The organism is Maribellus sediminis (genome assembly GCF_011799805.1).
GTDB lineage: Bacteria > Bacteroidota > Bacteroidia > Bacteroidales > Prolixibacteraceae > Draconibacterium > Draconibacterium sediminis_A.
Map to the genome: position 1 here is coordinate 38,752 of NZ_WXUB01000003.1, position 22,043 is coordinate 60,794.

Here is a 22,043-nt window from a genome sequence, read left to right on the forward strand (position 1 = left end):
TCTTTTTTTATTGATATAATTTAACTGCTAAATTCTCTTCTCTTCCCTCTATTTTCCTGTCATTGAGTTCCAACACCGAACCGAGTTCAATTTGATGGAACACGACCTTGTTTTTAAGTTTGAGATTATCTATTTTGATGCTAGCCGGACCATATTCCGGTTTTTTAACAAAGGCGACAAGACCGTATTTCACACCGTCAATTTCAATTCTGTCGAGCGTTAAACGGCTTAAATCTTTCGATGCAATACCAATGTTTGCATTTTCAATTTTAACATCGCTCACATTCAGTTCCGATTTTTCACCTCCCGAAATGGCCTTATCTCCAATTTCAAACATTTGGCAATCATTGATCGCCACTTGGCTCCCGGAAAAATCAATAGCATCGTTGCCAATATTTTCAAAGGTACAATTCCGCACTGTTCCGGTACAAAAATCCGAATCAAAAGCGTCGGCAAATGTATGCTTAAATTCGCAATTGTTCACACGGAAGTCCGACCGGACGACATTCAAGGCATCGTCGCAATTCTTATTTCGTTCAAACCTGCAGTACTCCAACTCAACATCTGATTCGTAGATATTTACTGCAGCCGGCGAAAACCAACCACTGTGGTTCATATTGCTCAACTGGGAGAAGTAAGTGTAAGAAAACCGCGATTTGCCGGCAGCCTGAAGAATATTAAATCCATTGGCTGAACTATCGCTTGAATGAATATATACCGGCTGCGAAGCATTTCCCATAGAAACCACCGGTGCGAAACAAAAGAAACCGGCACCATGTGTAAAATCAATAGTCGTTCCTGCTTTTATAAAAACTTTAAATGAGTTAGGAATTACTACATCTTCCGAAAAATTATAGTTCCCTTCAAAAAGTACAGAGTCACCTGAAAATGTTAAGTCGGGATGCAGAGGCTGAGCCAGCAAAACCTGCCGTGCCGATTTTTCTTTGGGTGCCGCCCATTGGCTGATCATCGCTTCAAACATTTCGGTGCCCACTGCAAACAACAGCTTTTCAGGAACGCCTTCCTTAATCTTAAAATCAAGACTCTTAGCCACAATTCCTTTGGAGGGTTCGATTACCGGTTTATCATCAAAACTAAGCGGCAGTGACTTCTTCATAAAAGCACCCAGAATTTTTACATCTGTATTGGCATGATTAAAAACCGATAGTTTCTTTTCAGATTTATCGAAATAAGCATGAACCTGTTGAACTATTAAATTCGCATTGGCTCCCTGTAATGTTCCCGGATGATAGCGTTCTATCTTTTTGCTCTGTAGTTTTGCACCCAGTTCTCTTAGGTTTTTCCGAATGTTTTCAAGGTTATTATCAATAAACGCAGCCTGTTCCTGTATATACGAAAAGTCGGCATTGTAATACGGAAATTCCACCTGAAGCAAGGTGGTTAGCGAATCGATCTCACTTTTATTTTCTGCGATAATGCCCGCAACAAACTCTTTGGCGCTATACTTTTTGAGGCACGTAAGGTATTCTTCACAAAACACCGGATTTTCGAAAGGTTTGTAAAGCATCAAATCCATGCGCGACAACTGGTCGACTTTATCGGCCGGAAACAATCCGTTAATGCGTTCATCAATCCGCTTATAGATTCCGTCTTCGATATAGCCGTCAAAAGCAATAGGTTCGAGCAAACAGGTAACCGGGTTATAGTAAAACCTGAGGTTATGCCAGGCAAAACCATGATAAGCCTGTGTGAGATCGAGCAGTGCATAATAAGCTGCCAGTTTTTTCACGTCAAAAACATCGGTAACCGGTGCGCTTGAAAACTTAAACTGCGTAAGCAAAGTCTCAGCCTCCTCAAATTGTTTCACCTTTAATGAATCTTTTATCACGCCACCGATTCCAAATGGGATGATCTGAGCTGCGCCGTAGTAATCCACGTCCCAGTTCTGCCCGCTGAGCCTTGTTTCTCGTATCTGGTCCCAGAAAAGCGTTTCATCAAAACGGATAATCGGCCCTTCCCGCCTGTTCTTATTTTCAACCAGTTGCTTTTCAAAATGCTCTTCCCAGGCATAAACCCCCCTCGATTCGCTGTTTATTTCGATGGGAATAAAACCATAACGGGTAGTTAAAACATCTTCATGTAAATAAATCTTGTGTGCGAACCATTCATTTAAAAAATGGCGTGTTGAGGGATTCTGGACGGAAAAAGTCAGCATCCCGTCCCAGGCAAAACCCTTTTTAAATTTTAGACGGTATGACCATTTGTCACCGTAAAGATGATCGATCAGATCGCCCTTCAAGCGAAGCTCACCATTTAAAAAATTATGGCCATCGTAAAGCATCATCGGCACGAAATCGTCGCCCGAGTTCACCAAAACACCCGTTTCAAAAGCATCAAAACGCTTATTACCAAATGCCTGAAAAAACTGCTCATCCACATACAACCTTAACTTTGGATAACTTTCAAATGAAGCATATTCTTTTTTGTTCCGATGAATAATCTGCAAGTCATCGAAATAAATCGTATCGGCCGTATTGTTCCATGCATAGATCTTTACCTTTCCGCTGAAATAATTCGGAGGCACGTAATATTCCAGTTCAATCTTTTCCCATCCGTCTTTTCCTTTTTCAACCACATTGTCCGAGGCCTCGTAACCGCCTACTTCTCCTCCGTCGGCAACAATAAGACCGCTTTCGGCAGGGCTTTTTCGCCAGACTGTAATTTCAAGGTAATCGTCGGGTTTAACATCATTCAATTCGGTGGTCATTCCAAAACGATTCCCCGGATAAAGTTTGCTCGAATAAGTTCCGGATAATGCTGCTTCATCCGATCGTGTATTGGTGTTCGAAAACAGGATATCACTTCCATTCTTTTCCAGAAATCTTTTACCATCCACGGCTATTTGTTCTGCATCGCACATGTACACAACTTGCTTTCCTAACTGCGCAGTATTTGTTTTGTTTGTGCAGGCAGCAACCCCGAAAACCAAAAGAATTGTTAGTATGAATGAAGAATGAAAATTCATTTATTTTTTTGAAACTGCAAAAATAGTAATTCAGATACAATTTATAACTTTGACAGACTTTTTTTATTATGTCAAAAATTATCAATATTCTGGCCACTTTACTATTTATTCTACCTGCGGCTTGGGTTTCAGGTCAGGATAAAATTGGAATTGGAAGCAACGAAGAAGACATTGCATACTCGATGTGCGAGTACAACAACAATTACTTTATTGTTGGTACTACTTGTGAAAGCAAAACAAGCCCGGCAAATTACTATGTGCTTCAGTTGTACAAAAATGGCAGCATAAAGAATGAGTTCGTTTTTGGCGAAAGTCACCGCGATGTAGGTAAAGATATTATTGTGAATAACAATGGTATTTATGTGCTGGGAAAAACATGGGATGGCGGTTACCCAAATAACGACATGCTGTTGAGCAAGCTAAATTTTGATGGCGACAGGCAATGGAAAAGTTATTTCGGGGGACACCATAACGATCTTGGCCATAGCATGATCCAATTATCAGACGGAAATTTTGCATTGGTTGGATTTAACCGAAGTGTTGATGATTTTGGCAATGTTTATCTGGTTAAGGCTGATGAAAACGGAACTTTGATCTGGGAGAATAATTTTGGCGACAACTTTGTTGATCATGGATTTGATGTTGTAGAAGATGCTCATGGTAATTTATACGTAGCAGGAACTTATGGCGGATTTTATAATCCAACCAGCACGCATTATAAAAACCCGGATGCCGACATTTTCATTGTAAAAACAAATGCCGATGGTGAAGAAATCTGGAGCAAACGATTTGGCGGTGCCGGTCACGATTGGGCAAAAAGTATTATTGCTTCGCCCGACGGAGGTTTTTTTGTTTGTGGATCAAGCCAAAGTGACGGTGCCGGAAGTTTTGACGTTTTTTTAATGAAAATTGATGATGACGGAAATGAATTGTGGTTTAAAACTTATGGCGGAGTTGAATTCGAATATGGCGAACAAGTACAACTCAGTAATGATAATCATTTGTACCTGATTGGCACCAGTGCCAGCTTTTCAAACGATTATACTACCGATCATTACCTGGTAAAGACAGATCTTAACGGCAATATCATCTGGTCTAAAAATTATGGCAGTACCGAGTCGGATTACAGCAGTTCATTGATTTGCACCGAAGACTCTGGTTGTGTTTTCGCGGGATGGACCAGAAAAGGACAGATAGGAAAAGAAGACATTGTTTTTTATAAAATTTCGAAAAACGGTGAGCAGGATCTTCTGTCAATTATACCGCAAATTAATGATAGCGTTGAGCAAATTTTAATTTACCCCAATCCGGTAAATGATCGTTTCTTTGTTGAAGTTAAATCAGACAGCCAGTCATCGTTTAAAATACAACTCTATAATTTGAATGGGGCAAAAGTATATAGCGGAGATGTACTTCCAAATTCAAAAACGGTACATAAACCCATCATTTCGAGTGGGACTTATATCTATACCATATCACAAAATTCACAGATCGTTTACAAGGGAAAACTTACTGTTGCTGCTGGTTTTCAACCATAACATCAATGTTAAGAAATTCCCATTCCAGTTCCCTTTTCACAGGAACATGTCGGAACTCAATCAACCAGTCGGGACCTGCTTTTTCAAGTTCTTCAGGAGTCTGAAATTTACTATGTGTTAAACCGGCTCCCAAAAATCGGATTCCATCATCGGAGAGCACATCAATTTTTTTGGCCCCCATATCCCCCATAATCAGAATAACCTCAACTCCGCGTTTTTGAACTTCAATCAATCGCGGGTAAATTTCATCCAGGAAAGTAGCATCAGGGCGATAACAGTTAAAACTGAAGTACCGCAAATTACTTTGCGCGTATCTAGAAGGCTCCGGCAACCCGGGAACACCTTCCCAAAGGCAATGGTGCATGATCAGGATCAAATGAGAGGATTCAGAAATGGTATCACACAAATTAACTAGAATACGGTACTGATCGTCGAGTTGTTCACAATCATATGGGGTTAAGGTTGTATTCAAAACCATATAGCTGATACCCTTATAATGGCTAGTATAGTAAGTTTTTTTACCCGTCCACTCTTCCAACCATTTCCAGTTTGCATTTCGCGCGTCGTGATTTCCTAAAGTCCAATGCGAATTCGGATGCTTCAGGTTAAATAATCCATCAATGTATTCCAATGTTGTGTATTCCAATAATGCTTCCGAGCAAACATCGCCCCCTAACCATATGCTCTCGTAGGCTGACAAGTCAAGTCCTTCAAGACGTGTATCTACTTTGTCACCATGCGTATAAAACTGGTAAGTATGTCCGGCAAATAAATATTTAATAGTATCATTCTGAGCCTTACTTTGAATGCAAGCCATGACACCCATTAATAACAAACCTAAGAAACTTAGTCGCATAGCATAGTTTTATAAAATAATTACTTCCCGAAATTATAAAAAACAATATAATCCCGGCACATTACTGCCATTAAGCATGAGATACGTAGCTTGCACGATTAGCCATAAATATTGCTTAGGCATCGTCTGTCTCGTTTTATAGGAAGCAGATGGTTGTGCGTTATCAATTTTCATCATTTATTTATATTTTTACCCCCTACACAGCACATTCTTTTACGTATGAGAAGTCAAAAAGGCTGGTTTAAAAACAAACGAATCAACATATTATCGCTTGTTCTTCCGTTAATTACTGTAAGCTCAATCTATTTTATTAGTGCACCGGACTTCCCGGCTTCAATTACCCGAATTGATCCGGAGTTTGTTTGCCTGCTAAATGGACTAAATGTCTCGTTATTAAAGATTCACAACATTGGATTTACCGATTCTCCGGGAACCCCTTTTCTGGTTCTTTCAGGAATTTTGCTGCGTATCGTTCATTTTCTGTTTGGCTCAGATTCAATAATCGATGATGTATTGTCTAGGCCCGATTACTACATTGAGTCTGCATCGTATGTATTACTTGTAATTACCTTGATTTTAATGGTTTGGGGAGGGAATAAAGTACACCGTTCTACCCAAAGCACGGCTGCCATGTTACTTATCCAAAGTACGATAATCATTTCCCCCATTTGCTTCTATTTGCAGGTTCGGTTTAACATGGACCGCATCAGTCCGCTTTTGGTATTTGTTTTTGCAGTTTACACTATATCGTACCTGTACAACTCTATTAGCAGCAACCGTTTTGCAATTCTTTCAGGCATAATTTTAGGAATTGGATTTATTACAAAATTTAATTTCGTTGTTCTAACAATTATACCGGTTTTAATGCTTCCACCCTTTAAATACTGGTTAAAATATGCTGCTGCTTTTATCGTATCCGCCTTCATATCTTTCCTACCTATCATCGATAAGTTCCAGGATGTGAAACGGTTTTTAAGCAGTTTGTTTTTTAATAAAGGTTCATATGGAACAGGCGAGGAAGGGATTGCCAGTTTCGATCTGATTATTAAATCGTTTAAAAATGCGAGTCAACTCAACCTTAGTTTTGTGCTTATTTCCTGTTTGGCCTTTGTTGTGTTGGTAATTTATCTGATTAAAAAGAAAAAAGATAACAAAAAGAGAATTGGATTCCTGATGGGGTATTTTATTGCCATTGCATTGATCATTGTACTGGCTTCAAAAAATTACAAGAATTACTACCTCGCACCGGTTCTGGGCTTGTCCGGAACTTCACTTTTCCTGGTTTGGGAATACTTCAAACGTTTCATCGAACAAAAAAAGTGTTTGAAGATGGTGATCTTATTTGTATTGATTTCAGTGTTGAGTTTGCCAACTCTCTTTAAAATGAACCAACAAATCGCCTTAAAGAAGAAGAACAATGCATATAGAAACGAAACCGTAAACTACATCAAGAATCACATTGACGCTACAGATTATTTGTTTCTGGAACCTACCTGGAAAACCGGGGCAATGGTAGAAGATGCTTTGCTTTACGGAGTTAGTTATGTAGCCGGTCGAAATGATTTTACACCTTATTACCTCAAGCATTATCCCAGGGTTTTATCGTTCGAAGGAACAGACCGTCCCATTAAACACTTTAGAACAAAAGATGCTAAGATTTACGAGATCTTAAACGAAAGTAACACCATGTATCTCTTTTCAGGCTCCGGAAGAAATACAAAAAAACTGATGCAAGAACTCGAAAAGAATGCAAAACTGGTGGGAATGTCAACAGATTTTGATACCACTTTTGTAAATACCAACAACGATGAACGTTTAATCAAGGCCACTTTTAACCCGGCACTGGATCAAAACAAACAAATAATTCAGAAAACTTATTTCAACAACATGGAAGCAAGTCCTGAAGCATGGAAGCAACAAGGCCTATCTTCTGAAAAATCTTTCTCCGGAACCATGTCCGATGTCATAAAAAAAGGAGATAAATATGGATCGACCTTTCATTTGAAAGCAGATACCGTGATGGAAAATCCGATCACGGCATTGGAGTTTTCCTGTAAATACCTGCAAGAGTCGGAACAAAACGGTGCCCGTTTGATCATTGAAATTACCAATAAAGATGGCAATGTTTTGCGCCAGGCGGTTTTCTGTTCAGATTATTCTCTAAAATCAAACACCTGGAATGACTTCCAATATAAACTATATCTTACACCCAAATTTCAGCAGGTAAATGAACTGAAAGTTTATTTTTACAATTCTAAAAAGGTAGCAGTTTATATCGATGACATTACAGTTTCATTATCGATACAATTGCCAAATTCAAGTATTTAAATTCGTATGAAGAAAAACGGAATAGTAATAGTTTTTTTAATGTTTGTCGCAACACTGGTGTTGTTTATGCAGTTAAAACCGGTGTTTCAATATCCCAATTCTATTTTATATTCGAAAGGAGGCGATGCACAAAAAAGCTATTTCAATTTCGCGTATTATTTAAAGTACGATGATGGCATTCGGCACGATGGCATCAACTATCCTTACGGCGACCATCTGCAGTACATTAACTCGCACCCGCTTTTTGTGCAGCTCGTTAAGTTTGTCGACAAGCGCATTTATCCGGTGTCCGATCATGGAGTTGCCATATTAAACCTAACGATGCTGGCACTTTTTCTTCTTGCTCTTCCGTTTATCTTTCTTATTCTCCGTTATTATTCATTACCGCGGTGGTATGCAGGAATCATATCGCTGTTATTATTATTTCTCAGCCCGCAATTCGACCGTATACATGGTCATTTCGAGATGGTTTACGCCGTCTTTCTGCCCATGTATTGGTACTTCCTCATCTGTTGGCGTCGGGCCAAAAAACGAACGCTATGGTCGGCATTATTAATTATAGCCGCACTAATAGGTGGTTTTACAAGCGCCTATTTTGTAGCCTTTTTCACCATCATGCTGCTTGGTGTTTTATTTGTTGAACTGTGGAACCACAGAAAAAATCTTTCGGAATACTGGAAAACAGGCCTCTATTTATTTTTGGTCGCCATAATTCCGCTAGTTGTTGTAAAAGGACTGGTTTCAGCCACCGACTGGGTTTCAGACCGGCCCAATAATCCTTATGGATTTTACGTCTACCATGCCAATTTCTTAAGCATTTTCCTACCTCCCGGATCGCTCCTTAAAAGTATTCTGGGCAACACCATCAACATGGATTATCAGTGGGAAGGACGTGCTTATGTCGGACTGCCGGCTACCATTTTGGCAACATCGATGTTTATTGCCGGATTTTATAACCTGATCAGCAAAAAGAAAAGCAGCTGGAAATTTTTTAAACCAACGAAAAAGATCGAAGTATTTTTCTACGCGTCCATTCTCATTCTTTTATTTTCCATGTGCATTCCGTTTAAATACGGATTCCACTGGTTGCTGGATGTATTGCCTCCGGTAAAACAGTTTCGGGCACTGGGCCGTTTTACCTGGATCTTTTACTGTGTGTTTACGGCTTATACCGCCTGGTTTATTTACCGCCTTTTTCGTTTATTGAAAATCAGGAAATTACCTGTTGCGGCAACTGTTTTACTGGTTTTTACAATCGGTTACTGGGCAATTGATGCCGGGATAAATATTAAACGAAGCACGCGTGGATTGCTCAATAAAAACGATAAATTCGAAGCAAACGACAGCGAATACCTGGCACGTTTCCAGGAAGCGAATGTCAATCCCCATGAATTTCAGGCCATATTCTTTTTACCATTCGCCAGCACCTGTGGCGACAAACTGTTGTTCGAGCATACGCTAAACGGTTTCTCAGAAGCCATGAAATGCTCGTACCACACCGGCATTCCATTGGTACAGAGTTTCTCGCCACGACTATCGTACGCCAATGCCTTGAGCAGTATTCAGATGCTGGGAAATCCGGCCCTCGAAAAAGTACGTTTGCATGACATGAATGAAAAACCGCTGCTATTGGTTTGTACCAAAGAAAAATTAAACAGCGAAGAAGCCTGGCTCAAATCGCAGGCCGAAGTTTTCTGGGAGGACAAATATATTACACTTTCAAGGTTACCGCTGAGTGTTTTTACCGAAAGCCACAAAAAATGGAAAGATAAAGTTGCAAATACACTTCCAGGCCTGATAAAAAACGGCGAATTTTTGACGGACTCAACACAACCTGCATTCATCTATAAGGATTTTGAAGATCAGAAAGGAGAATTTGTTTTTAGCGGAAACGGTGCTTTCTTCACTAAAAAAGGTGAAAACGAATTGCTGAATCAAACGCTGGACAATTCATTCATACAGGGAAAATACGAACTCTCGTTTTGGCTGTATGTAGATGCACGGCACTACGATATGCCACAGGCTTTTGTTACAGTCACTACAGCCGATAATAACAGCAAAACCACAAAGCTAAATACCCGCGAGGTGCACGATGTTTACGGAAAATGGATCAGGGTTTCATCGGATTTCGATTTGAAACCTGGTGATCGTATTCAGCTAAAGCTTAAAGGTGATTATGTTTCTGTTGACGATTTACTGGTGAAACCCAACGACGCAACTGTGGTGATCGAAAAATCTGAAGACTTCGGGCTGTATAACAATTTCCCGCTCTAAATCAAGCTAAACGCAGTATCAGGCTCTCTATTTTTATTTAAAAAGATTTGAATTTTCAGAAATCCTTTTCACCTTTAAAACCGCAAACGCTTTACTTATGGCTAAATCGCTGGTTAACACAAATGCAAAATTTGGAACGCTGCCGGTATTTCTAACCGCTTTATCCACCATTCTTGGTGCTATACTTTTTCTTCGTTTTGGATGGGCCGTTGGCCAAGTTGGTTTTATTGGTGTGATCGGGATCATCATTCTCGGGCATGTTGTAACCATTCCAACCGCTTTTGCCGTAGCCGAAATTGCCACCAACCAGCGTGTTCAGGGTGGCGGTGCTTATTACATCATCAGTCGTTCTTTTGGCCTAAACATCGGCGGAGCCATTGGAATTGCGCTTTTCCTTTCGCAGGCCATTAGCGTTGCCTTTTATGTGATTGCTTTTGGTGAAGCTTTTGAACCTTTGATCGACTGGATTTATAAAACCTACGATTTTTATATTCCTGATCGCCGCTGGATCTCCATTCCAACCATGGGATTACTTTCCTTATTGATTCTCACAAAAGGCGCCAATGTTGGCATGAAAGCATTGTATGTGGTAGTGGCCGTTTTATTGACTTCTCTTGTTATGTTTTTTATGGGTGACTCGCCCATAAAACCCGGCGAAATTAATTTCCACAGCACAGTTGAAGGTAATGTCAATTTCTTTTTTGTTTTTACCATCATCTTCCCGGCTTTTACCGGACTGGCTGCCGGGCTGGGTTTGTCGGGCGATTTAAAAGATCCGAAAAAATCTATCCCGCGAGGCACCATTTGGGCAACTATTGTGGGCATGTTTGTTTATGTGGCCGTAGCCTATAAATTTACCATTTCGGCGTCGCCGGAAGACCTGGTAAGCGACCAGCTAATTATGCGCAAAATTGCCATTTGGGGGCCAATTATTCCAATCGGGTTGGCAGCGGCTTCGTTAAGTTCGGCTTTGGGATCGATTATGGTGGCACCGCGAACTTTGCAGGCCATTGGCTTCGACGATATTTTTCCGCAAAGTGCAGCCAACCGCTGGTTTGCAAAAGGACGAAAGAAAGATAATGAACCAATCAACGGCTCCTTAATTACCATATTTATCGCCTTTATTTTTGTGATTATTGGCGACGTGGACTTTGTGGCACAGATCATCTCCATGTTTTTCATGGTAACCTATGGTGCCATCTGCCTGATTTCATTTCTCGAACATTTTGCCGCCGATCCTGCCTACCGACCAACTTTCCGCTCGTATTGGCAAATCTCACTGGTGGGTACCCTGTTTTCATTCTGGCTGATGTTTAAAATGAACGCCACTTATGCCGCTATTTCAGTAATTATTATGGCGCTCATTTACTACGTCATAATGCTGAACAACGAGGAGAACCAGGGCCTCAATAAACTTTTCCGCGGTGTAATTTTCCAGTTGAGCAGACAGATGCAGATCATGCTGCAGCGTGCCGACAGTGAAAAAGATAAAAGCTGGCGACCATTTGGAGTATGCATTTCACACGACACGTTTAAACGGCGGTCGGCTTTCGACATTATGCGCTGGATTTCCTATAAATACGGTTTCGGAACCTATATTCATTTTATAAAAGGACTGCTGAACGAAAAAAATACCGAAGAATCGAAAAGAGTGCTCGAACGTCTGATCCAGCTCTCGTCGGGAAGTAACAACCGCGTTTACCTCGACACCATCATTTCACCATCGTACACGTCGGCCATTGCACAGGTGGTGCAACTTTCGGGCATTTCGGGCAAGGGAAATAACCTTATTCTGTTTGAATTTTCGAGAACTGACCCCGGTAATCTGAAGGAAATTACCGGAAATTACCAGATCGTTGAATCTGCCGGTTTCGACATTTGTATTCTGAATACATCGTATAAAAGTTTTGGATATAAAAAGGAGATCCACATCTGGATCAGCCCAGAGGACTATGTAAATGCTAACCTGATGATTCTGTTGGGTTACATCATTTTAGGCCACCCCGACTGGAAAAAAGGTAAAATTAAAATTTACGCACTTTACCCCGAAGAAGACATTGAAGACAAACGCAAACAATTGCTCGATCTGATAAAAACAGGGCGACTTCCTATCAGTCCGTCCAACATTTCGATGGTGCCTTTTGAATCGGGCAACCGAAAAAATGTGATCATGAAATACTCCGCCGATGCCGACCTTACGATCATTGGATTTACTACCGATGCTTTACGAAATATCGAAGAATTCAGCCAGGGATATAACGATTTGGGTAACATCCTGTTCGTGAGTTCCAACCGCGCCAAAGCAATAAACTAAATGCGCTATTCGTTTTTGACTTGGCTTTTTTCGTTACTTTTGAACGACTGATATACATAAAAAATGGAAAGAATAGCCATATTTCCCGGATCATTCGATCCCTTCACCATCGGACATGAATCAATTGTAAGGCGTGCCGTACCTATGTTTGATAAAATCTACATCATGATAGGGAACAACGCCAACAAGCAATCGTATTTCCCGGTAGAAAAGCGGATGAGATGGATCAATCAGGTGTTTCAAGGCGAGGAAAAAGTAGAAGTAAGAGTTCATGAAGGATTAACGGTTGACTTTTGTAAAGAGGTAAACGCCCGATATATTTTACGAGGCATCCGAACATCCTCCGACTTTGAGTACGAACGGGCTATCGCGCAGGTAAACAAAAAGATGCATCCCGAAATTGAATCGGTGTTTCTACTGACACTGCCTGAACACACGCCAATTAACGCCAGCATTATCCGCGACATTGTTTCGCACGGAGGCGACGCCAGTATGTTTTTACCCAAAGGACTGGACATGAACGAGTTTAAAACAAAATAAACAGTTCGCAAGTGGTTCAGAAAATAGCAGTTTTCTTCTTTTTCATTTCTTTTATTGCAGGCACACTTCAGGGTGCCACTACCAAAATAAATTGTTCGAACAAGGAATATGCCGGCAAATCGCTGGTGTTTTACCAGCTTGAAGATCCGGTAACCAACTACAAATCGGAAGCATTTACCCTTGAAATTGACAACAATGGTAATTGCACTATTACTGTTGACATCAAAAACGACAGCTATTATTTTTCTGATTTTGGAGTATTTCGCGGTATGTTGCTGGTTAAACCCGGCGAAACCGTGACATTGAAACTTCCTCCATTCCGGGCAAAGACATTTGCCGAAGAAAAGAATCCCTATTTTCAACCTGTTTCCTTTTGGTTTATCAGCGAAAGTGGGGCGAATTTAACCGATAAGATTTCTGAATTTGAACAGCAGCTGAATTACCTCACCGACAAATATTTCAACAAACTTTACCTGAAACAATCCAAAGCTGTTTTCGATTCGGTTCAAACGCAGCTCGATATTTTGGTGCCAAATACAGCTCCAAAATCCATGGTTAATCATAAAGTACTGCGGGTAAAACTCACTGAAGCCGATATTTTTCAACTTCGCCCCGAAGCTTACTCCGCCATCTTCAACAATATTGAACCGAAATTTTGGTTGCACCCTGCTTTTGTGGAAGCGATGAACAAAACCTTCGACCGACAGCTTAGCTTTTCAGCCCAGGCAATTCATGGCGATAAAGTGAGGGCGGCGGTAGGGACTAAAAACTTGCAGGCCTTAATCGATTTTGTGGAAAGCAAATACAAGACCTCAGGATTAACAACCGACATTGTGCTCCTGAAATTATTACACGACGGTTTTTACTCCAAAGAATTTTCTCAGCAAGCCATAAGAAATTTGGTGGAATCTCCGCGATTCACAAAAAGCACCAATGCTCTGGTGAAAACCACGGCTGAAAACATTCTCGATAAATTCTCCTTTTTGGTGAAAGGGAGTGTTGCTCCTGCCATCTGTTTAAATAACCTCGAAGGAACGAAAGTGTGTACCAGTGCGGGCACCGACAAGTTTAAATACCTTGTTTTTGCCGACGTTGAAACCATGGTGAGTAAGGAACATTTAAAATACCTCAGTCGTCTTGATGAGCTTTTTAACAAGCATCTCGAAATAGTTGTGATTTTGCGTAACGCACCACCAGAAACAGTAAAAAGCTTTTTTAATGAATACAAAGTACCTGCTCAGATTTTAATCGATAAAAACGGAATGTTTATAGAAGAATACCGCATAAAATCTTTCCCGCAGTGTGTGCTGCTTGATGAACAACATCGGGTGGTTTTCGACTTTGCAAAAGCTCCGCTCGACGGATTCGAACAGCAATTTGGCGCCTATCTGCAGAATGAATTATTTATGCGACAGCGAAATCAGAACAGGTAGCCGCGAGCCTTGAGCTGCGAGTTTCGAGTTAAAAGTTTTCAGTCGCAATTATCAGTCACAGGTTATTCTCAAGGATCAAGAATCCCGTATCTGGTATCAACCATCCTTCAATCCCTCAGTCCTTCAATCAATACTTTCAAATTCTCGTAAGTATTTTCCAAAACCTCATCAAGGTCTGAAGGCTTGAACCACTTTAACTGCGTGATTCCCTCTTCTGTTTGTGGCTCGCCGTGGAAAGAACCCGAATATTCCATTTCGTACCAGTAAGTGGGTTTAAAAATCCATTCGCCTTTTGTTTTTTTATAGGGCGACTGATAGATGTGATAGGTGGTTGGTAATTCCTTCACAATCTGGTGATCACTGATCCCGCATTCTTCTTCCACCTCACGCAAGGCAGCTTCCTGTTTTTCTTCTCCCGCATCGATTTTTCCTTTAGGCAGATCCCATTTCCCATTCCGCAAAATGAAAAGCAGTTCACCATTTCTGCGAACCACACCTCCCGCTGCCTCTATATTTAACAGCGCCGAACGAAAGAAACGAAATGCATCTTCGGGATTATCATGTTCTATAACAGCCTCGGTAAATCCTGATTGCAGTAGCTGATCAAGGTATACTTTAACTTCTGAAGTACTGGTAAAAGCGGGCGAAACGAGTGTTGTTTTCGCCAATGTTATCTTAGCAGGTAAGGAAAACCGAATCCTCTTTTCATTCAAAAAAACTTTATACTTTTGCATCGAATAAAAATTGCACAATTATGGAATCTTCTCAAATTGAGGTAACTAAAAAGTTACTTGAAATTAACACTATAAAGATACAACTGAACAACCCATTTACATGGGCCTCAGGATGGAAATCGCCTATATATTGCGATAACCGTAAGATTTTGTCGTATCCGGAAACACGTACCTACATCCGCGACCAGTTTGTGGAAGTAATTAAAGAAAAATATCCGGAAGCCGAGGTTATTGCCGGAGTTGCAACAGGAGCAATTGCAATGGGAGTGCTTGTTGCCGAGCAACTTGGCCTGCCGTTCATCTACGTGCGTTCGAAACCAAAAGGACACGGTTTGGAAAACCTGATTGAAGGGGACCTGAAACCTTATCAAAAAGTGGTTGTTATTGAAGACCTGGTTTCGACAGGAGTAAGCAGTTTAAAAGCTGCCGAGGCTGTAAATAACTTTGGTGGCGATGTAATTGGCATGGTTTCAATTTTTACCTACAATTTCCCTCACGCTAAAGAAAACTTCAAAAAAGCAGGTATCGAACTTACATCTTTGAGCCGCTACCAGATCCTAATCGAACTTTCACTTCAGGAAGGTGAGATAACAAAAGATCAGGTAGAATCGCTGATGGAGTGGAGAGAAGATCCGGCCAACTGGGGAAAATAAGTAAATCAAGAACATTCAATACATCCCGTTTCCGGTACCATCGGGACGGGATTTTTTTCGATAAAGCAATGGGAATTAACAAATATGTCAGCGAGGTAAAAACCATCGATCACAATCAGCAAATTGTGTTCAACTATTTGTCGAATTTCGAAAACCTGGCTACGTACCTGAATTCGGGCCTCATTGAAAAGATCACAGAAAAGGTACCTCAGATTAAAATCACAGATTTTGAGTCGGACCGCGATTCGTGTAAATTCAACATTACCGGGCTGGGATTGGCCGAGATCAAAATCGTAAACCGCGATCCCTTTAAATCCATTAAAGTTGAAAGTTCGGGAGGATTACCGCTAAGTTTTACTTTTTGGATCCAACTGGTTCCGATCGATGAGTACAAAACAAAAATGCGACTGACCCTGCATGCCGAAATGAGCATGATGATAAAAATGATGGCCGGAAATAAACTGGAGGAAGGAATCAACCAACTGGCTGATACGTTATCGAAATTACCTTACCAGTAGATTGAGGGATCGAAGGACTGAGGGATTGAAGGTCAAATGCGTGAATGCTAAAATGCTTAAATCCTGAAGACAGAAAAACTCGAGGCTCGTAGCTCTACGCTCACAGCACTCAAAAAACAAACTCCACCTCTTTAAACATAAATTCCAGGATCTGCCCTTTCCGGTCTTCCAGTTGAAGCTTGCCATATTCACCTGTTCCAACAATTCGTGCTTCGAATTCATTGTCCCCTGATCGGTATTTCCGCCATTCATTTTTTCCCAACAAGCGACCAAAGTACGCAGCATCTACTTCACTGAGTTTTCCTTCTTTCAACGCCTGATACCAGTTTCGAAACACCTCCCGAAAACGTTTAGCAATGTCCAGATTACCGTAGTCTTTTTGAGTTAACTGTCTCAAAGAAACCGGATTAGGCGCATCCGATAAAAACGTTTCCTGGTTGAGGTTCAACCCAATACCAACAATCGAATGATCGAGGTGAAATCCTTTAATGGCGTTTTCGATTAGTATTCCTGCTACCTTTTTTGTTCCGATGTACATGTCGTTGGGCCATTTTATGGCCACCTGCCCTACTTCAGCATCTAAAACCTCAGCAAGAGCGAGGCTAACAATCTTTGAAATGTAGAATTGCTTGTCGGCAGGAAGAAATCCCGGATAAAGAATCATACTCATCAGCAAATTTTTGCCGGGCTCGCTTTCCCAGTAATTTCCCTGCTGACCACGCCCTTTGTGTTGAAATTGTGCCAAAACGACAGTACATTCTTCCGGCTTGTCCGAAACCAATTGGCTGGCATAATTGTTGGTACTTTCTATCGCGTTCAGTACAACTATGTTTTTATCCCCTGAATCCATGGGAATCAAAAGTAAACCAATCTTTTAAAAAATGGTTAATGCACAAAAAGATTATCTTTGTACGGAACAATAAGAATATATGAAGAAAGTTAAAGAAGAAACAGAAATACTATTAGAAACAATTCTTGAAGGAATTCAAAATTTAAAAGGAAAAAACATCTCGCTCATTGACTTAGAAAGCATACACCATACCGAATGCAGCTACTTTGTAATTTGCCACGGAACATCGTCAACTCACGTTGATTCTGTTGCCCGGTCGGTTGAAACAACGGTGAAGGAACAACTGAAAACCGATGTTTGGCACCGCGACGGCTACAAAAATGCCTACTGGATATTACTGGATTACGGCGACATTATGGTGCATGTATTTCAAAAGGAAGCAAGGGATTTTTACAATCTCGAAGGTCTGTGGGCCGACGCAAAAATTAAAACAATAGAGGAGACAGAATAGGGACATCATGGCAGAAGAAAAACAAAATAAAAACCAAAACGACAACAATAACCTGAACAACCCGTTCGGGAAATTTTCTCCAAATAAAAAAGGTGACGGTAAACCACCAAAATTTAATTCGTACTGGATTTACGCAATTATTGCGGTGGTATTTTTGATCGTGCAATTCTATTTAAGTAACAGCCGCGGACCGGTTGAAACCACCTGGAGCGAAGTAAAATCGACCATGCTGGCCAACAACGACGTTTCGCGAATAGTGGTGGTAAACGATGAAGTAGCCAAAATCTACATAAAAAAAGACCGGCTCGAGAATTACAAAAGCGAATTCGAAAACAGTTTTACCAAACCTGCTGATGCAGGCCCGCATTTCAGCTTTAACATTGGATCGGTTGAAACTTTCGAGGCCAATTTAAAGGATGCACAGGAAGGTTCTGCGGATGAAATTCTGCCCGAATATAAAAAGGAAACCAACTGGGTGCGCGACGTGCTGATCAGCATTGGTCCGTTCATCATTATCATATTGATCTGGTGGTGGATATTCCGCCGTATGAGCCGTGGTGGCGCAGGTGGCGGAGCCGGTGGTATTTTCAACGTTGGAAAATCTCAGGCCAAAGTATTCGATAAAGACCAGAAAGTATCTACCAATTTCAAAGACGTTGCCGGATTGGCGGAGGCTAAACAGGAAGTTGAGGAGATTGTGGAATTTCTGAAAAACCCGGCTAAGTTTACCAAACTGGGTGGAAAAATACCAAAAGGAGCATTGCTGGTAGGTCCTCCGGGAACCGGTAAAACATTGCTTGCAAAGGCAGTTGCGGGCGAAGCAAATGTGCCTTTCTTCTCAATGTCGGGTTCCGACTTTGTGGAAATGTTTGTGGGCGTTGGAGCTTCGCGTGTGCGCGACTTGTTTAAACAAGCCAAGGAAAAAGCACCATGTATTGTATTTATCGACGAGATTGATGCCATTGGTCGTGCACGTGGACGAAACCCCAACATGGGTTCGAACGACGAGCGCGAAAACACGCTTAACCAGCTGCTTACTGAAATGGATGGATTCGACACCAATAGTGGAGTTATCATTCTCGCAGCTACCAACCGTGCCGATATCCTCGACAGGGCGCTGATGCGTGCCGGCCGTTTCGACCGACAAATTCATGTTGAATTACCTGACCTTAACGAGCGTAGTGAGATCTTTAAAGTTCACCTTCGCCCGTTGAAATTGGGAGAAGACGTAAAAGTTGAATTTCTGGCCAAACAAACTCCCGGTTTTTCGGGTGCCGATATTGCGAATGTTTGTAACGAATCGGCTTTGATTGCCGCGCGTAGAAACCGCGAGGCAGTTACCAAACAGGATTTCCTTGATGCGGTTGACCGTATCATTGGTGGTCTGGAGAAAAAGAATAAAATCATTTCTCAGGAAGAGAAAAAGACCATTGCTTTCCACGAAGCAGGTCACGCTACAATAAGCTGGTTGCTCGAACATGCACACCCGCTGGTTAAAGTTACCATCGTTCCGCGCGGAAAAGCACTGGGTGCTGCCTGGTATTTACCCGAAGAACGTTCGATCACTACAAAAGACCAGTTGCTCGACGAAATGGCATCGGCACTGGGTGGTCGTGCTGCTGAAGAACTGATCTTTGGTAAAATCTCTTCAGGAGCTCAGAACGACCTTGAAAAAGTAACCAAGCAGGCGTATGCCATGGTCAGCATTTTTGGAATGAGCGAAAAGGTTGGAAATGTAAGTTACTACGATTCAACCGGCCAGTCGGATTATTCTTTCACGAAACCATACAGTGAAAAAACTGCTGAACTGATCGATGAAGAGGTGAAAGTACTGATCGACAGCCAATACGTTCGCGCTAAAGAAGTACTGAGAGACAACGCAGAAGGCCATGCCGAACTGGCTAACCTCTTGCTTGAACGCGAGGTGATTTTTAGTGAAGACCTGGAGGAGATCTTTGGCAAACGTCCGTGGGAAAAGAAACACGTGATATCGGAAAACGGCAATAAAGAAGCCGAAGTACTGAAAGAGGCCAAAGAAAAACTCGAGGAGGCTAAGAAAAAAAACGAAGATAAAAACACCGAAGAAGGTGTTACCAACGCATAAATGGCAAGCGCCCGGGAAGACATATTGAATAAGCTGAAAAGCGCCATTCATCCCGAGCCGGAAAAGCCCGATTTTGATGCTCCCGTTTATTTTCCCATTGAACAGCCTTTGGAGCTTGCCTTCAAAGAAAGTTTGGAGAAAGTGAACGGGAGCGTTCATTTATGCACGTCGGAAACCGAATTATACGCTGAGCTGATATCATTTCTTGATGGTATTCAAAAAGAACTGATCGTTTGTAACGAAAGTGATCTGAAGGCAAAACTGGATCAACACAAAATCCCGTTCACGTCAACCGACCAGCTGCCTCACGATTTATCTGTAGGAATCACTTCCTGCGAATACCTGGTCGCCCACACAGGTTCCGTGATGGTAAGTTCAGCACTTGGCAGCGGGCGCCGCTTATTTGTTTTCCCCGAAATCCATGTGGTTATTGCCGATAAAAACCAGGTAGTACCTTATCTTGAAGAGGCTTATTCTGCCATCCGCAAGAAATATCCTGAGCAGCTACCTTCTCAGATTTCCTTACTGACCGGCCCGAGCCGCACCGCTGATATTGAAAAAACACTGGTAATGGGAGCACACGGACCGCGCGAATTTCATGTGTTTATCAATCAGAATTTCAACAAATAAGCACGCCTTTGCAGATTTTACTAAATTTGTATTATGGAGAAAGGATGGAAAGAAGTTTATATGACTGATTCAGAAGTGAAAGCTGAAATGGCTAAGGACATTCTGGAAAATGCAGGAATTAAATGCGTAATTATGAACCAGCACGACTCAGCTTATCAAAGTTTTGGGGAGTTTTTGATCTACACCGCCGAACAGGATGTGGTGAGATCAGTTGAGTTGCTCAAAAACCTGAAAGGTGAGTAATCTTTTAAAACGTTCGATCTGGGGCATTCTCTACGTCGTAATTATGATGGGTGGAATATTAATCCATCCCATTGCTTTTGCGGTGGTTTTTGCCACCCTGCTCTTTTTTACGCAATACGAGTTCTATGCCATGGTTGAGGAAGCCGGGCACAAAATATACCGCTTACCCGGCACCTTGCTCGGACTGCTGTTCTTTTTTACCAGTTTCGGATTATCCGGCGGCTACCTGCCCCGCCCATTTGCGTTTATATTTATCCCGATTTTGATGACGCTCTTTATTATCGAGTTGTTCCGTTCGAATAAACTTACCCTGCAAAACAGCGGCATAACAGTTTTAGGATTTGTATACATTGCCATTCCTTTCGGACTGATGAATTTTGTCGTTCACTCGTCGGCTACAGGCCAAAGTACAGTGTATTATCCATGGATTCTGGCTGGCATTTTCTTTATTCTTTGGGTGAACGATTCGTTTGCATACATGATAGGTTCTGCACTTGGGAAACACAAGCTTTGTCCGAAAATATCACCGGCCAAATCGTGGGAAGGATTAATTGGCGGAGCTGTTTTCGCCGTGATAATGGGTATCGTTAATGCGGTACTTTTCCAGGAAATAAGCATGCTGAGTTGGATCGTAATCGCTCTGCTTACCGTTGGTTTTGGCACCTTGGGTGATTTATTCGAATCGAAAATAAAACGCGAGATCGGAGCAAAGGATTCAGGAAATATCCTGCCCGGTCACGGAGGATTTCTCGACAGGCTGGATAGTCTGCTGTTTGCCATTCCTGCTGTTTTTCTTTGGTTGATCATCTCCGGAAACCTGTAATTTATGAGAGCTATTATTAAACAAATACCAAATTTCATTACAACACTGAACTTGCTTTCAGGAGTACTCGCTACGTTTTTTGCCATCGACGGGCACCTGATCTGGGCAGGTATTTTTATTTGTGCCGCTTCGGTTTTCGACTTCCTCGACGGTATGGCTGCAAGAGTACTGCATGCCTACTCTGATACCGGCAAGGAACTCGATTCCTTATCCGACCTGGTTTCATTCGGAGTTGCACCGGGTGCCATTCTTTTTACGCTGCTCGAATTCTCATTATTTGATGCCAATCAACGCATTTACGAAATCAATGCCCACTGGTATGAGTGGCTAATTCTGTTTTCGGCTTTCCTTGTTCCCGTATTTGGAGCTATTCGCCTGGCAAAGTTCAATGTAAATACCAGCAACGAACCATTTTTCCGCGGCTTGCCAATTCCGTCGAACGGAATTTTCTGGGCTTCGATGGGGCTAATGCTGGAATTTCCAAGATACTACCAATATTTTGAAGTGATCTACTCCACCAAAAACCTGGTGATACTTGGTGTTTTTATGTCGGGAATGATGGTGATAAATATGCCGATGTTCTCTTTAAAAGTTCATAACCTTAAATTCGGTGAAAACTGGTACCGTTACTTGTTTTTAGGGCTGGCTCTTGCTTTGCTGATCACATTGAATGTTTACGGACTGGCACTTACCATTCTGCTGTACATCGTTTTAAACATCATTTTCTACCTGTTTAAGGTAAGGTTCTGATCTTGGTGAGAAATTCCA

18 protein-coding genes are annotated in these 22,043 nt (G+C 41.6%); 14 read left to right on the forward strand and 4 right to left on the reverse strand.

What is annotated here, in order from left to right:
- Positions 1-7 precede the first annotated feature (7 nt).
- Complete coding sequence (locus HFD85_RS12025; RefSeq protein WP_167609832.1) at positions 8-2,986, reverse strand: CotH kinase family protein; 2,979 nt, start codon at positions 2,984-2,986, stop codon at positions 8-10.
- Between the two features lie 68 nt (positions 2,987-3,054).
- Between HFD85_RS12025 and HFD85_RS12030 the strand changes: the two genes are divergently transcribed.
- Positions 3,055-4,524 (forward strand): T9SS type A sorting domain-containing protein, encoded by a 1,470-nt coding sequence (locus tag HFD85_RS12030; RefSeq protein ID WP_167609835.1) that lies wholly within the window; start codon positions 3,055-3,057, stop codon positions 4,522-4,524.
- Here HFD85_RS12030 and HFD85_RS12035 read toward each other — a convergent pair.
- Positions 4,496-5,341, reverse strand: coding sequence for a hypothetical protein (locus HFD85_RS12035; protein WP_167609838.1), 846 nt, complete (start codon positions 5,339-5,341; stop codon positions 4,496-4,498). The genes HFD85_RS12030 and HFD85_RS12035 overlap by 29 nt on opposite strands.
- 258 nt (positions 5,342-5,599) lie before the next feature.
- On the opposite strand from HFD85_RS12035, the gene HFD85_RS12040 reads away from it, so the two are divergent.
- The 5 genes from HFD85_RS12040 to HFD85_RS12060 all read left to right on the forward strand — a co-directional run bounded on the left by HFD85_RS12040 (position 5,600) and on the right by HFD85_RS12060 (position 14,269).
- Positions 5,600-7,708 carry a hypothetical protein gene (locus HFD85_RS12040; RefSeq protein ID WP_167609841.1) on the forward strand — a complete coding sequence of 703 codons (2,109 nt, stop codon included), beginning with the start codon at positions 5,600-5,602 and terminating at the stop codon, positions 7,706-7,708.
- Between the two features lie 6 nt (positions 7,709-7,714).
- Positions 7,715-9,982 (forward strand): DUF6311 domain-containing protein, encoded by a 2,268-nt coding sequence (locus HFD85_RS12045; protein ID WP_167609844.1) that lies wholly within the window; start codon positions 7,715-7,717, stop codon positions 9,980-9,982.
- Between the two features lie 97 nt (positions 9,983-10,079).
- Positions 10,080-12,296 carry an APC family permease gene (locus HFD85_RS12050; protein WP_167609847.1) on the forward strand — a complete coding sequence of 739 codons (2,217 nt, stop codon included), beginning with the start codon at positions 10,080-10,082 and terminating at the stop codon, positions 12,294-12,296.
- Positions 12,297-12,359: 63 nt separating this feature from the next.
- Complete coding sequence (gene coaD / locus HFD85_RS12055) at positions 12,360-12,836, forward strand: pantetheine-phosphate adenylyltransferase (RefSeq protein WP_167609850.1); 477 nt, start codon at positions 12,360-12,362, stop codon at positions 12,834-12,836.
- 11 nt (positions 12,837-12,847) lie between these two features.
- Positions 12,848-14,269, forward strand: a complete 1,422-nt coding sequence (locus HFD85_RS12060) for a TlpA family protein disulfide reductase (protein ID WP_167609853.1) — start codon at positions 12,848-12,850, stop codon at positions 14,267-14,269.
- Positions 14,270-14,376: 107 nt separating this feature from the next.
- Here the strand turns inward: HFD85_RS12060 and HFD85_RS12065 are convergent, their stop codons facing one another.
- Positions 14,377-15,003 (reverse strand): NUDIX hydrolase, encoded by a 627-nt coding sequence (locus tag HFD85_RS12065; RefSeq protein WP_167609856.1) that lies wholly within the window; start codon positions 15,001-15,003, stop codon positions 14,377-14,379.
- Between the two features lie 20 nt (positions 15,004-15,023).
- Between HFD85_RS12065 and pyrE the strand changes: the two genes are divergently transcribed.
- Both pyrE and HFD85_RS12075 read left to right on the forward strand, forming a co-directional pair.
- A complete protein-coding gene (gene pyrE, locus HFD85_RS12070; RefSeq protein ID WP_167609859.1) occupies positions 15,024-15,656 on the forward strand; it encodes an orotate phosphoribosyltransferase in 633 nt (210 codons plus the stop codon).
- A 68-nt stretch (positions 15,657-15,724) separates the two neighbouring features.
- Positions 15,725-16,174, forward strand: a complete 450-nt coding sequence (locus HFD85_RS12075) for an SRPBCC family protein (protein WP_167609862.1) — start codon at positions 15,725-15,727, stop codon at positions 16,172-16,174.
- Positions 16,175-16,283: 109 nt separating this feature from the next.
- Here HFD85_RS12075 and HFD85_RS12080 read toward each other — a convergent pair whose 3' ends face one another.
- Entirely contained in the window at positions 16,284-17,024 is a 741-nt protein-coding gene (locus HFD85_RS12080) for a biotin--[acetyl-CoA-carboxylase] ligase (protein WP_167609865.1), read from the reverse strand.
- 79 nt (positions 17,025-17,103) lie between these two features.
- On the opposite strand from HFD85_RS12080, the gene rsfS reads away from it, so the two are divergent.
- Genes rsfS through HFD85_RS12110 form a run of 6 tightly spaced genes read left to right on the forward strand, consistent with a single transcriptional unit; the run spans position 17,104 to position 22,025 of the window.
- A complete protein-coding gene (gene rsfS, locus HFD85_RS12085; RefSeq protein ID WP_167609870.1) occupies positions 17,104-17,475 on the forward strand; it encodes a ribosome silencing factor in 372 nt (123 codons plus the stop codon).
- A 7-nt stretch (positions 17,476-17,482) separates the two neighbouring features.
- Entirely contained in the window at positions 17,483-19,579 is a 2,097-nt protein-coding gene (ftsH, locus tag HFD85_RS12090; RefSeq protein ID WP_167609873.1) for an ATP-dependent zinc metalloprotease FtsH, read from the forward strand.
- Entirely contained in the window at positions 19,580-20,209 is a 630-nt protein-coding gene (locus tag HFD85_RS12095; protein WP_167609876.1) for a LutC/YkgG family protein, read from the forward strand.
- Positions 20,210-20,242: 33 nt separating this feature from the next.
- The gene (locus HFD85_RS12100; RefSeq protein WP_167609878.1) at positions 20,243-20,452 is read left to right on the forward strand and encodes a putative signal transducing protein; all 210 of its coding nucleotides are present in this window, start codon (positions 20,243-20,245) and stop codon (positions 20,450-20,452) included.
- A complete protein-coding gene (locus tag HFD85_RS12105) occupies positions 20,445-21,275 on the forward strand; it encodes a phosphatidate cytidylyltransferase (protein WP_167609881.1) in 831 nt (276 codons plus the stop codon). Before HFD85_RS12100 ends, HFD85_RS12105 begins: the two co-directional genes overlap by 8 nt.
- 3 nt (positions 21,276-21,278) lie before the next feature.
- Complete coding sequence (locus tag HFD85_RS12110) at positions 21,279-22,025, forward strand: CDP-alcohol phosphatidyltransferase family protein (RefSeq protein WP_167609884.1); 747 nt, start codon at positions 21,279-21,281, stop codon at positions 22,023-22,025.
- Positions 22,026-22,043: the final 18 nt, after the last annotated feature.